Below are 12,473 nucleotides of genomic sequence, written 5' to 3'. Positions count from 1 at the left end.
CGGTTCGGCACAGGCTCTTCGCTCTCCCTATAGAATGGACCGATCAGCTGTTTACGCGTAAAGGTTTACCGAAATGCCGAAAATCCGATTCGCCCCGGCGGCCGTCAGTGTTTTTGTGGGACTCGCGGCGGCCTGGATTGCCGCTCACCTGTCAGACAGCCCTCTCACCATCGGGGGTGTCGGCGTGCTGGCGCTGATGTTCGCCTACGGTAAGTGCATGATGGATGAAAAGGCGAAACTCGAACGCGAGAGGCTGATCCGAACGACGGAAAGAGAATCTGCCGCGCAGCGGGAGGCTAAACACAGCCGTCGGGGTAAAAGTCCGAAGGCGGCCGGAAAAGCGGCCGCGGAGCAGAGTGAAAAAAGAGGAAAGAACTGATGCAGAAAAACGGAAAAGGGAAGCAGGTGCTTCTGATCACAGACGTGGCGGGCTACAGCAAAGTGGCGCTTTCCGCCATGCTTCCGGTGCTCACGCACCTGGGCTACGACCTCTATAACCTTCCGACCGCGCTGGTGTCGAATAACTTCGCGTACGGTGAATACGCTTTCCTCGATACGACGGACTACATGCGGGATACGCTCCGCATCTGGCAGCATCTGGGGTTCCACTTTGATGCGGTGTCGACAGGTTTCATGACGTCCGCTGAACAGGCTTCGCTCGTCCGTGCCTTCTGCCAGGCGCAGCGCGCCGCCGGAGCTCTGATTTTCACGGACCCGATCATGGGCGATGAAGGTTCGCTCTATCAGGGGCTTCCTGAGGAGACGGTCGGCTTCCTGCGGGAACTGATCCCGGTCTCGGACTTCCTGCTTCCGAATTACACGGAAGCCTGCCTGCTCGCCGGTATTCCTTATTCGAAGGAACCGATTTCGATGGATGACGCGAAGGCGCTGATCGCGAAGCTGCGCGATCAGGGCGCGAGGTCTGTCGTGGTGACGAGCATGCAGGTGGAAGGGGAAGGCTCCGTTGTCTGCGGGTACGACGCGAAGGCGGATCACCATTTCATCCTTCCCTATAAGCTCATTCCGCTCAGTTTCTCCGGAACCGGCGACATCTTCTCCTCGGTCTTCATCGGCCGCACGATGGCCGGATTCCCGATCCGTGAATCCACGCAGTCCGCGATGGACGCGGTGTACGAAATGATTCTCGCGAATAAGGATGTCGCGAATAAGTTTGACGGCCTGCAGATTGAGGCCTCACTCGATATCATCGATCAGACGGCGCCTAAGGCGTAAAGCCGCGCGCTGTCTTTCAAACAAATGAAAACGCTCTGGATCTATCCGGTCCAGAGCGTTTTTTTGGAGTGTGGTTTCCGGGAGGCCGCAGCCGCCCGGAAGACATCACACTCAGAGCGTACCCATGTAGGTGATCACGAGCGCGTTCACAAGGTCAATCAGGAAGGCGCCGACAATCGACACGATGAGCCAGGCGCGGGCCGAAGAACCATACTTTTCGCCGATCGCCTGCATGTTCGCGAGGCCGTTCACCGTAGCGCCCATGCCGAAACCGATGCCGCCCACAGCGAGCATCACGTTGTCGTACTCCTTGCCGAAGAGCTTGATGAAGACGAGCCAGGCAAAGGCAAGCATCAGCACAGTCTGGGCCGCGAGAATCACGATCATCGGAATCGCGAGATTCACGAGTTCGTAGAGCTTCAGCGAGTTGATCGCCATCGTGACGAAGAGGATCAGGCTGATGTCAGCGACAGCGTTGAGTCCCTTGCCTTCAACAGAGAAGGAGTGGGTGAAGTCACCGATGTTGCGGACGATAGCGGCCACGATCATGGAGCCGATATAGGCGGGGAGCGTGATGTACTGACCGAGGTAGCTCGAAACCACAGTGCCGAGCGCCATGCAGAGCGCGACGATGGAGCCGGCCTTCATCAGTTCGTCCGTGAACGTGGGGGTGTTCGCGCGCTGCTCGGATGTGATGGACACTTCGGTGTCAGAGGGCAGCATCAGCTTTTCCTCGGGCTCATGCGGCTGCTTCGGGGTCTGAATCTTGTAGCGGTGAATCACCCATTCGCCGAACGGGCCGCCAAGGACGAGCGCCGCGACCATGCCGAACGTGGCAGCCGTGATGCCGACCGCCGTGCCGCCCGTGACGCCGTAGGTGTGTTCAAAGAACGGACCGAAGGCCGCGGCCGTGCCGAGACCGCCCATCATGGAAACGGAACCGGCGAGAATGCCGTAATGCTTATCAAGCCCCATCGCCTGAGCGATCGTCATGCCGACGAGGTTCTGCAGCACCACGAGGACAGAAACCGCGATGAAGAAGGAGACGAGGAGTGTGCCGCCCTTCTTGATCAGCTTCAGGCTCGCCATAAGGCCGATCGTCGTATAGAAGGCAAGCATCAGAAGCGTCTGCAGCGACGAATCAAAATGCACCTTCATGATGTTCATGCCGTCGAGAATCGAAAGCACGATGGAGAACAGAATGCCGCCGACCACCGGGCTCGGAATCGAGTACTTCTCGAGAATGCTGACGTGCTTCTTCACCCAGACGCCGAAATAGTACGTGAGCACCGCGAGCGCGAGCGCCTGAATGGCGCTTACGTTGACGAAGAGCACTCCGCCTTTGAACGCATAATCCATTTGAATCTTCTTTTAATTAAATAACAGGTAAAAGCCATTATCTGCTACAAATGGATTTTGTTAATACCGCATTTACGGTAAATGCTCTAAGAGGTAGTCTTTACGGCTGAAGTCCTAAATGAAACCGGCAGCAGGATGGATGAAGCGCTGCCGGCTCTTTCGCCGGAGACCGGAATGTCACCCGCGGGTCCGTTCACCGTGGAGTGTCATTTCGCACGGGCCGCAGTGGAAGCGGGCGATGAATTTCATCGGGCCGGAGGTGAGAACGATCGGGGTCGGGCGGATCTTTTCACCCCGCTTGATCGCTTCCTTCGGACAGATACCGAGCGTATATCGGATGCAGTGACGGCAGTGCATGAGTTCAGCTTCACCCCGGACTTCGCCGGTTTCAAACGCCATCTGGGTGACGGTCGCGCCGCGCTCTTCATAGAACGCCTTCGCGCGGCTGTTATAGACGTTCGCCCGGTAGTCAAGCGTCTTCACGGGGAAGGGAACCACCTTCACGGGAGCCCGCTCCCAGCGCGTAAAGGCGCCGCGCCTCGCTTCCTCAAACTTTTCGACGAGCGACCGACGAAGGTTATTCAGGACTGAAACCGGAACGAAGAGCGGCGTTTCCTCGTGAAGCTCGATCGTATCGGCCCGGTAGTCAGTGTCGCCAAGCTTTGAAAGCGCGTTTTTCTGCTGCTCAAGCGACTTCGCGCCGTTTTTCGCGGGATCGAGCGCCATCGTTTCGCGGATCGCCGCGCGGCACCCTTCGGCGTCCTCGATCGAAAGCGAAATGCCCTTCGGATCAACGGAAGCCTCAATCCTCACCGGGATCTTTCGGACTGAGGTGTCACCCTCAAGCTCCCGGGTCCAGGCCTGATCGTGGTTCCGGAGGATCTGTGTTCCGGGGCGGAGGTTCGCGAGCTTGGCGGGGGACTCACGCGTGAAGATTTCCGTTGTCCGCCCTTCAAGCGGTTCGACGCGGTTCGCGAGGAGCCCGGAGAGTTCCCCCTTCTGATCGTAGAACGTGAGACCGTCGCCGTTATGAAGCGGTTCGTTCGCGCGGATCACGATGGAGCGGGCATTGATTTTCTTCACGGTGCCGATCGGTTCACCGGCGTTTTTCGGCGTCGTGATGGTCGCAATATGAGGAATCCGGCCGTGAACAAAATATTCCGTCGCGCCGCGGTTAAAGGTCTTTGCGGGGTCCGGCGTGAAGGAGAAACGGACATCTCCCACGCTTTCCTTCGCGTATTCGGGGTGAGTATTGAGAAAAGCGTCCAGTTTCTTCCGATAGAACGCCGTGATGTTCTTCACGTAGTCCATATCCTTCAGCCGCCCCTCAATCTTGAAGCTCCGGACACCGGCCGCGACGAGTTCTGCAAGGTTTCCGCTCTGATTGTTGTCTTTGAGGGAGAGCAGGTACTGATGGCGCGCAAGAACCGTGCCGTCCTCAAGCGCGGCATCAAAGGGCAGCCTGCAGATCTGGGCGCAGGCACCGCGGTTCGCGCTCCGGCACTTCACGGCTTCGCTCGCGTAGCACTGGCCGCTGTAACTCACGCAGAGCGCCCCGTGCACAAAGAACTCAATTCGGGCTGAAGTGAGGACATCCGCGATCGCGCGGATTTCTGGAAGCGTCAGTTCGCGCGCCGGCACGATCTGCGAGAACCCGGTTTCTTCAAGAAACTTCGCTTTTTCAGGCGTCCGGATATCGCACTGCGTTGAGGCGTGAAGCTGGATCGGCGGGAGATCGGCTTCGAGAAGCCCCATATCCTGAACGATCAGCGCGTCAACGCCCGCGTTCCAGGCGTCCCAGGCGAGCTTCGCCGCGGGTTCAATCTCTTCATCCCGGAGAATGGTGTTGAGAGTCATCATGACGCGGCCGCGGAAGCGGTGCGCCGTTTCACAGAGCCGCGAAATATCCTCAAGGCTGTTCCCGGCCGCGGACCGCGCGCCGAAGGACGGCCCGCCGATATAGACAGCGTCCGCGCCGTGGCGGAAAGCCTCGATACCGATGTCCGCGTTCTTCGCGGGCGAGAGGAGTTCCAGTGCTTGAGGATTATGTGGCATGTCGCTTTGAAAATCAGTGAGATAAGAAGGGGAGAGGCGCCCGTCACCTGAAGCGGAGAGAGTCCGTTTCAGGAGAAGAAAAGAGGCTGCGCCATTTTAAGCGCTCAAGGAAAGCCCGTGCGGGTCTAGTCGTTCTCGGTGCGGAAGGCCGCGGCTTTCCGGTAGCGCGTGAGGAGTTCGAGTTCTGTCTTATTCTGCTCAACCGCGGCCTTTACCGCGCGGTCAACCGAGAGGAACGAGAGCGAGGTGAGCGGAAGCTCCGGAATCACGGCGTGAGAGAGCGCCTCACGGGCCCGGCGGTGGAGACGGCAGATGAAGAGGCGGCAGTTCGAGCGCGCGAGGTCTCGCGCGAACATCTGAAGCGCTTCAATACCGGTGCCGTCAAGGTCCGCGCATTCCTCAAGACTCAGAATCAGGATGGAGATCTTTTCTGCCTGACGCCGCGCCTCGTACATCGCTTTTGTCTTTTTCATCATCGGTTCGGCGTTCGCGAAGAACATCGGCTGATCAAGCCGCAGGATCAGGATCCCAGGCACCGGCGTCGCGGTGGAGAAGATCAGCCGGTTCACGTAGCTGTGAGACCCCGGGAGATGGCGGAGTTCCGAGACATGCGGCTCCGCGGCGTTGAAGAGAATGAACACCACGGAGAGGACAACAGAAACGAGAAGGCCATTCAGCACGCCGAGAATCGCGACCGCGAGGAAGGACGAGATGACGAGCAGCCGGTCCCGCTTCCAGCGGAAGTAGGGGAGCAGGGGCTTCGGGGAAAGACCGTGCGACACCGCATTGATCACAATGGCGGCGAGGATCGGTTCCGGAATCCGCTCGACCAGAGGAAGGAGGAAGATGATCGCCAGAACGCAGACCGCGAGAGCCGTTGCGGCGGAGAGCCGGCTTTTCGCGCCGGACTCCTCATTCAGGCTTGTCGCTGAGTAGCCCGCGCCCACCGCGAGCCCGCCGAAGAACCCTGAGACAACGTTCGCGGTGCCGAGCGCGATCAGGTCCCGGTTCGTGTCAGGGGAGTCACCGTGGCGGGCTGCCGCCCCGTGGATACTTGAGTAAGACTCGGCGTACACCATGAGGCAGAGCGCCGCGCTCATCTGAATAGCGCCGATCCAGTCAGCGTTCGCGAGACTTTCGAGCGACAGAGCGTTCCGATGCAGGTCGATATTCCCGACGAGCGGAATGCCGTACTCGGGGAATGGGATCACGTAGGTCGCGGCTACCGACACCGCGATCACCCAGAGACTCGCGGGCTGCTTCGGCCACCGCCAGAAAAGGAGAATGACGAGCGCCGCGGCACCGAAGAGAAGCGGCGCGGGGCTGAGTGTCGGAAGCGCCTGAACCGTGTGGAACAGCCGTCCAAACGGCGACATGGTGTCAGGTGTCAGCGTGAAGAGCTTTGGAAGCTGCATCAGCGTGATGGTGAGCGAGAGTCCCATCGTGACGCCCCGGAGCACCGGTTTCGCGACAAAGTTTGAGGCGCGCCCGAAGCCAAGGAGCCTCGCGAGCAGGAACCAGAAGCCTGTCATCATGACAAGCACGGCGGCGAGCGTCTCAGGATCCGCGTCCGCCTGGACCGCGGAGAGTGTCGCGACACCGACGGCGAGCACGAGAGCGGAGGAACTCGTGGCGGACACAATCGCGAAGCGGCTGCGGCCGATGAGCAGATAACAGGCGAGACCGCAGAAAAGCGCGATGAGGCCGGAGGCGGGCGGCATTCCGGCAATGCCGGCATAGGCGACCGCTTCCGGGAGCAAAAGCCCGATCACGGAGAGACCGGCGATAAAGTCCGCGCGGTGGAGACGGGCAAACGCGGCCGCGGTCCGGGGTCCGGGGACTGCGCCGATCGCGGAAAGCGACTCAAATGACGACAGAATCCGCCCGATAATCCCGCTCTTGGGATTTGGATCTGAGGAATCTGGGCGGTTCTTATTCATCGCGCTTTATCTCTTATCGGGCTTTTTCGTATACGTAATGCCTTTTACTATATAGCCAAAGCCGCCGACTGGACAAAAAAGCGCCCGGAGGATCCCCTCCGGGCGCTATACCAAACCGGTTTCCCTGCGGGAAAGAACAGAGATTACCAGGCGGGAACCACCTGGCCCTTGTACTTATCCTCGATGAACTTCTTCACGGGCTCCGTGTGGAAGATTTCGATGTACTTCACGATCGACGGATCGGTCTCACGGCCCTTCTTCACGGCGATGATGTTCACGTACGGAGACGTATTGTCTTCGGCGACGATCTGATCCTTCTTCGTGAGATTCGCGGCAAAGGCGTAGCCCGCGTTGATCACGGAAGCGGTCGTGTCGTCAAGAGAGCGGGGCAGCTGCGGAGCCTCGATTTCGACGATCTTGATCTTCTTCACGTACTTCGTGATATCAGCCTTCGTCACCTTGGTGGCGGGGACATCGGGCTTTAGTTCAATCCAGCCCTGCTTCGCGAGGAGCTGAAGCGCGCGGCCGCCGTTCGACGGATCATTCGGAATGGCGATCGTCGCGCCGTCCTTGATTTCAGAGGCGCTCTTGATCTTCTTCGAGTAGAGGGCGAGCGGGGCGAGATAGGTCTTTCCGGCCACAACGAGGTCAGTCTTGTTATTCGCGTTGTAGGCCTGAAGGAAGGGCTCATGCTGGTAGCTGTTCGCGTCGATTTCACCGCTCGCGAGCGCGGCGTCCGGCGTCTGATAGTCACCGAACACCTTCACCGTGACCTTAAGGCCGGCCTTTTCGGCTTCCTTCGTCACCACTTCAGCGACTTCCTCACTCGTGCCGGCCGTAACGCCGATCGTGATCGGGCGAAGTTCACCGGAAGCGGCGCTCGAAGCGGCGGCAGCGGAAGCTGCCGGTTCCTTCTTACCGCAGGCGGTCAGCGCGGCGGCAAGGGCGGCCGCGGAACTGAGCAATACGCGTCTCTGCATGTATGTTTCTCCTTTAGTGGATATGGCAAAGAGGAGAGGCGATAAGGGAAGCCGCTCCTCTTTGTTGAATTATTGTAGAACGGAAATGTATTCCGGATGACTACCAGCCGTAGAAAGCCCTGACGGTTTTCCAGGCGACCGACTGAAGGTACGCGGCGTCCGCTTCGGAGAGCGGCTTATCGCAGCCCCCGAGGAACTTCAGGCCTTCAGGTGACCGGTGGAAGAGGAAGCTGTAAGCCACGGCGCCATAGAGATAGGAACCCGCGGCAGACGGATGCCGTTTATCCGGCGCGTAGAAATTGATATCCGGACGGCCTGCGTGGGCTTCCGCGAAGGCGAGGCCCACGGGGAGCGCTGCGGCCCCATTCTCATTTGCGGCTGAAATAATCGAGTCAGCAAGCTTCTTCGTGTCTTCCGGGTGATCCTTCTTCGCCCAGGTGACAACCACCACGGGTTCAGACCCCGCGGCTTTCACTTCGGCGACTTCAGACTTCAGATACTTTTTCCAGGTTGGAATGCTTTTCGCGTCGATCGGCTCCGTGCTGAGCGCCTGAATGAAGACCACGTCAAACATCGGGGCAGTGAGCTTTCCGTCCTTCACCTTGCCTTTCGCGTAGGGGTCGAGCTCATGCGGCGCGAGATACTGTGCCATCGGGTGATAGGAGAGGCGGCCTGAGCTGATCGTGATCTGACGGGCGCGCCACGGGATGCCTGCGGCTTTCGCGAACCCCCGCACATAGCCGACAAGCCCGCAGTTGTAGTACGTGAAGGAGTTGCCGACATAGAGACCGGTTTTCGGGGCCGGGTTCGAGAGGCTCGTCACCGCGGGCTTTACGGAGGTATCAAGCGGCAGGGCGTTCGCGGCAGCGGACACCGAGAGCATCGCGGCGAGAACCGCGGTAAGCGTAATCAGAGATTTCATTTCAGCTCCTTCTGAAAGCGTGGTTCCGTTTAACGGAGAACGATTCAGAGAAAGGAATGGGGTGCTTCATCTATAGTCTCGCCCCGGATGGGATTCATCCGGGGCAGAGAAAAAAGAGTGTATCTGTCAGCCGATAAAGATCGCGTTCGCGGCGAAAGTCACGATCATGCCGACCGTCATCGGGAGCCAGGTGCGGCGGACAACCGCGATCGGGGTGACACCCGCGGCGCCGGCAACAGCAATGATGACACCAGCCACCGGGGACATCGCGCGGAACATGCCGGACGCGAACTGCATTGGCGTCACAAGCGAAGCCACCGTGCCGCCGAGGCCATGCGCCACATCAGGAGCGAGTGCGGCGAAGCTTGAGTACGCGCCGACACCGGACCCGGTGAGGAACGTGACAAGACCCACGATCAGAGCAAGGATCACCGCCATCTCGAGCATCCCGGCGCCGATTCCCTGGGCGGAATTGATGAGCGCCGTGATAACACCCGAAACCTTGAGGCCGTTCGCGAAGAACTCAGCGCAGATAATCAGGGCGACAATGCCGCCGAACATCTTTCCCATCGACTGGAACATCGCCATGGCGTCCTTGAAGATCTTTTTCGGGCTGCGGAGCCGGATAAGCTCAACGAGGATCACGAGCACCCAGACAAGGAAGAGCGCGGCGATCGTATCGAGCTTCACGGTCGAAATGACGAGTTTCGAGAAGATGATCATCAGCGCGATCGGAAGAAGCGGGAAGACCGCGTACCAGACAGGCACCGACGGCACCTCTTTCGCCTGGACCTGATCGGCGTCCTGGTAGACATCGTCCCCCTTCCGGTCGTAGTAGCGCTGCACAAAGTAGTGGCAGACAGCGACCGCGATGAGCGTCGGGATCGCGACAGGAAGCTGATACTGCACGAAGTAGATGATCGGGTCGAGTCCCGCGACTTTCGCCGCGAGGTTCGCAGTGCCGGAGGAGGGCCCGAGCGTCATGCCGGCCGACGTGCCGATCACGGCGACAGCCGCGGCAGGGGACACCCCGACGCCCTTCAGAATCGGGTAAAGCGCGACAAGGAGCAGCATCGCGAGACCGGCGGCGCTCGGGATCACCATCACGAGAAGCTGACCGATGAGGTACCCGAGCACAAGCACGATGTACGGGCTGTTCAGTTTCCGAAGCGGAGACACCGTGATGCGGACAAGCGCGTTCGCGGCACCGATCCGTTCCATATAAGCCGCGAAGCCGCCGGCCGCCATGATGAGGAATCCGATCCCTGAGGCCTGCTTCTTACCGATTGAGACGAGGAGATTGAAGATATCAAACCCCGCGAAACCGGAGGGTTTCACGCCTTTCGGCAGGATATCGACACCGGCGAGAAACGCGGCGGTAGCGACCAGAATAAGCCCTGAGAAGAGCAGCACGATATGCGTCTGGTAACGACGGATCATGGCCCAGCCGGCCAGAATAGTGACAACAACCCCTAGCATGGGCAGAAATATGCTCATGATCAATCCTCCTTTGAGGAAGCAGTAAAAGTGAGCGGCGCAGGTCTGAGGCTTCAGCGGATCGCGTCAAAGGCGTCCGCAAGAGCCTGATGCGCGGACGCGACCCGGCGGCGGGCCATCGCGGTGTTCTCCCGGTACCAGGCGATGCGGGCTTCCTGTTCGGAGAGCATCGCGGAAGTTTCCTTCGGATTCGCGCTTCCCGCGGTCTGACGCTTCTCAAGAATCGACTTCGGGTCGAGGCAGGAGTGGAATTCGGCCTCGGTCATCGGAAGGTCAGGCGACGCGTCAGGGAATTCGGACTCGATCTCTTTCCGGTAGAGAGCCTTCATTTCGTCATACGGGAAGTCACTCGGGCGGACGTCATGCGCGCGGGCCCAGCTCACCATGGCGCTTGCCATGTGGTGGCCGATACGGAAGGGGAGTCCGTGCTTCAGCATGAGCTGATCCGCGATTTCCTGGCTCGCGGTCCAGTCGAGATTCAGTTCCTCGAGCGCCCGGTCGCGGTTCACGACAATCCCCGCGATCACGCGCCGGAGCTTCGTGAGAGCGGAGGACGCGGTGTCCGCCATCCCGGTGTTTTTTCCGGCGCTCTTTCCGTCCATCATGCCGGAGACCACGTTATGCGCCCGGAGGAAGACACCTTCGGCCGCTGCGACGGCGTCAGAGGCTTCCGCGCGGGTGTTATTGAGGAGTCCCGGGTTCCGCTTCTGAGGCATGGCGGAAGAAACATAAGTGTTGTCGCCTCCTTCAGAAAGAAGGAGCCAGGGGCGGGGCTGCGCGTACTGCGTCATGATGCCGCCGATCATTTCCCCGACATGGAGACCGATCGCGGCTACGATGCCGGCGAGTTCCACCGGGAGATCAACCTGCGAAATCTGGGTCGCGTCAAAAGCGTTACGCCGCGGCCGGTCAAACCCGAGGAAGTCTGACATCCCGTTCCGGTCGAGCGGCCACCCGGTGCCGTTCAGCACGGTGCATCCCATCGGGCACTCATTCATGCGGATATAGAATTCGCTCAGCCGCTCACGGTCCCGGGCAAAGCCCGCGATGTAGCCGGAAAGGAGATGGGCGAGCGTGGTGGGCTGCGCCGCGACCCCGTTCGTATAGGCCGGGAGGAGCGTGGATTCGTTTTTCCGGGCGAAGAGCGCGAGGTCATCGAGCGTCCCGTCAAGCGTCTCCATCAGGTCAAGTGTCGCGCTCCGCAGCATCGCGAGCCTGAAGGTGGAATGCATGTCCTGGGAAGAACGTCCCGCATGAATCACGGTGACTTCGGGACCGGCCTTCGCGATGAGAAGGGGTTCGTAGAGAATCACGCGCTTCGCGCGGGGAGACTTTCCGCTTTCCACATCGGACACGACCCCCCTCAGGGCGTCAGCCGCCATCACGGCGGTGCTGTGATTGATAAGTCCCGACCGGAGATTCGTCACAATGCTCGCGCGGTTGATTTCCGTGAGCCAGTCAAATTCATCCATCCGTGCCATGCTTCTGCTCCCAAGGCTTTTATCCTGAACTGATGGCTACATTATGTAGTCCGGAAGACGTAGAAGTAAAAGCAGAATCCGCAAACTCTGATTGCGTAAAACGCAAAATTATCGGATTCTGCCGGCTGGGATATACCGGGCGGCCGTGGTTCAGGGAGAAAATGCCGGAGGATGGGCGTGAGTGACAGGAAGCCGAAAAGATAAAGATGCCTGGAACTCTCTGTTTTTCCTGCTGCTGGAAATTCCGGGGACGATCCGGAAGAAAAAAGTGAAGAAAAAAATTTGACAAATGGAATTCCCGCATATAAGATTCTCATCCTGAGTTGCGCCCGTAGCTCAGTTGGATAGAGCACCTGGCTACGAACCAGGGGGTCGCGGGTTCGAATCCTACCGGGCGCACCACAAAATTCCTAAATCCCAGAACACTCTGTGTTCTGGGATTTTTCTTTATATCCGCGCTGAGCCGGCGGCCGACGGTGTCGGACGGGAAGCCGGTCCTCCGCTCTCCGGGTGAATTCAGGGCCCAAATAGCGACATTACCCGGAAAGTAAAATTACGTAATGTTTTCTGCGAAGGCGTGGGAGCGAAGCTATACTGACGGGTGTTTTAGTTCATCCATCACTGGCTTGCTTAGCAATGCCGGTACCGCAGTGGAATGAATTCTTGACGAGGCTCTTCTTATATCGGGAAGGGCCTCTTTTTTCGGGGCCGGAAGCCGGATTCGGATGGGGTTTCCGGAAGGAAAAAACGATCCCCTCTAATATATATAGAGAGGGGAAAGAACCCCCTCAGTGTTTTGATTCCTCCACCGGGCCTTTCAGACGATTTCCGGAAACTCCTGGGATCCCGTATTGACGAGATAGGAGAGGGGAGGAGCCCCGTACCCCCTTGAGACCTTGGTTCTAGAAACCCGGCGCGGCTGCCCGGGGTTATGAAAAAGATTAGGAAGCGGAGGATACCGCTTCTCAGCACGCTGAAACCGGGGCTTTGAGCCCGGTTTTGTGGA

At 59.2% G+C, this 12,473-nt stretch carries 9 protein-coding genes and 1 tRNA gene; 3 read left to right on the top strand and 7 right to left on the bottom strand.

What is annotated here, in order from left to right; genetic code table 11:
* Positions 1–73 precede the first annotated feature (73 nt).
* On the top strand, positions 74–379 hold the full coding sequence (locus M4NBBH2_RS08000; RefSeq protein WP_116270434.1) for a hypothetical protein: 306 nt from the start codon (positions 74–76) through the stop codon (positions 377–379).
* Entirely contained in the window at positions 379–1,233 is an 855-nt protein-coding gene (locus tag M4NBBH2_RS07995) for a PfkB family carbohydrate kinase (protein ID WP_116270433.1), read from the top strand. The genes M4NBBH2_RS08000 and M4NBBH2_RS07995 overlap by 1 nt, the downstream gene beginning before the upstream one ends.
* A 111-nt stretch (positions 1,234–1,344) precedes the next feature.
* Here M4NBBH2_RS07995 and gltS read toward each other — a convergent pair whose 3' ends face one another.
* The 7 genes from gltS to M4NBBH2_RS07960 all read right to left on the bottom strand — a co-directional run bounded on the left by gltS (position 1,345) and on the right by M4NBBH2_RS07960 (position 11,467).
* Positions 1,345–2,592 (bottom strand): sodium/glutamate symporter, encoded by a 1,248-nt coding sequence (gltS, locus tag M4NBBH2_RS07990; protein ID WP_116270432.1) that lies wholly within the window; start codon positions 2,590–2,592, stop codon positions 1,345–1,347.
* A gap of 177 nt (positions 2,593–2,769) precedes the next feature.
* A complete protein-coding gene (locus tag M4NBBH2_RS07985) occupies positions 2,770–4,647 on the bottom strand; it encodes a peptidase U32 family protein (protein ID WP_116270431.1) in 1,878 nt (625 codons plus the stop codon).
* Positions 4,648–4,772: 125 nt separating this feature from the next.
* A complete protein-coding gene (locus M4NBBH2_RS07980; protein WP_116270430.1) occupies positions 4,773–6,587 on the bottom strand; it encodes a SulP family inorganic anion transporter in 1,815 nt (604 codons plus the stop codon).
* Between the two features lie 143 nt (positions 6,588–6,730).
* Positions 6,731–7,567 (bottom strand): MetQ/NlpA family ABC transporter substrate-binding protein, encoded by an 837-nt coding sequence (locus tag M4NBBH2_RS07975; RefSeq protein WP_116270429.1) that lies wholly within the window; start codon positions 7,565–7,567, stop codon positions 6,731–6,733.
* A 100-nt stretch (positions 7,568–7,667) separates the two neighbouring features.
* Entirely contained in the window at positions 7,668–8,489 is an 822-nt protein-coding gene (locus M4NBBH2_RS07970; protein ID WP_116270428.1) for an SGNH/GDSL hydrolase family protein, read from the bottom strand.
* 126 nt (positions 8,490–8,615) lie between these two features.
* On the bottom strand, positions 8,616–9,986 hold the full coding sequence (gene dcuC, locus M4NBBH2_RS07965; protein ID WP_116270427.1) for a C4-dicarboxylate transporter DcuC: 1,371 nt from the start codon (positions 9,984–9,986) through the stop codon (positions 8,616–8,618).
* Between the two features lie 53 nt (positions 9,987–10,039).
* Positions 10,040–11,467 (bottom strand): lyase family protein, encoded by a 1,428-nt coding sequence (locus tag M4NBBH2_RS07960; protein ID WP_116270426.1) that lies wholly within the window; start codon positions 11,465–11,467, stop codon positions 10,040–10,042.
* 325 nt (positions 11,468–11,792) lie between these two features.
* Between M4NBBH2_RS07960 and M4NBBH2_RS07955 the strand changes: the two genes are divergently transcribed.
* Positions 11,793–11,869 (top strand) — tRNA-Arg (locus tag M4NBBH2_RS07955).
* Positions 11,870–12,473 lie beyond the last annotated feature (604 nt).

The organism is Mesosutterella multiformis (genome assembly GCF_003402575.1).
In the GTDB taxonomy this organism is placed as follows: domain Bacteria; phylum Pseudomonadota; class Gammaproteobacteria; order Burkholderiales; family Burkholderiaceae_F; genus Mesosutterella; species Mesosutterella multiformis.
The sequence above is the reverse complement of the archived record's forward strand: the minus strand, read 5'-3'. Positions and strand labels throughout refer to the sequence as shown.

What these genes read in the sequence shown, in the direction of transcription:
- M4NBBH2_RS08000 (WP_116270434.1), top strand. Translation starts at nt 74, where the DNA reads ATGCCGAAAATCCGATTCGCCCCGGCGGCCGTCAGTGTTTTTGTGGGA.
- M4NBBH2_RS07985 (WP_116270431.1), bottom strand. Translation starts at nt 4,647, where the DNA reads ATGCCACATAATCCTCAAGCACTGGAACTCCTCTCGCCCGCGAAGAAC.
- M4NBBH2_RS07995 (WP_116270433.1), top strand. Translation starts at nt 379, where the DNA reads ATGCAGAAAAACGGAAAAGGGAAGCAGGTGCTTCTGATCACAGACGTG.
- M4NBBH2_RS07975 (WP_116270429.1), bottom strand. Translation starts at nt 7,567, where the DNA reads ATGCAGAGACGCGTATTGCTCAGTTCCGCGGCCGCCCTTGCCGCCGCG.
- gltS (WP_116270432.1), bottom strand. Translation starts at nt 2,592, where the DNA reads ATGGATTATGCGTTCAAAGGCGGAGTGCTCTTCGTCAACGTAAGCGCC.
- dcuC (WP_116270427.1), bottom strand. Translation starts at nt 9,986, where the DNA reads ATGAGCATATTTCTGCCCATGCTAGGGGTTGTTGTCACTATTCTGGCC.
- M4NBBH2_RS07980 (WP_116270430.1), bottom strand. Translation starts at nt 6,587, where the DNA reads ATGAATAAGAACCGCCCAGATTCCTCAGATCCAAATCCCAAGAGCGGG.
- M4NBBH2_RS07970 (WP_116270428.1), bottom strand. Translation starts at nt 8,489, where the DNA reads ATGAAATCTCTGATTACGCTTACCGCGGTTCTCGCCGCGATGCTCTCG.
- M4NBBH2_RS07960 (WP_116270426.1), bottom strand. Translation starts at nt 11,467, where the DNA reads ATGGCACGGATGGATGAATTTGACTGGCTCACGGAAATCAACCGCGCG.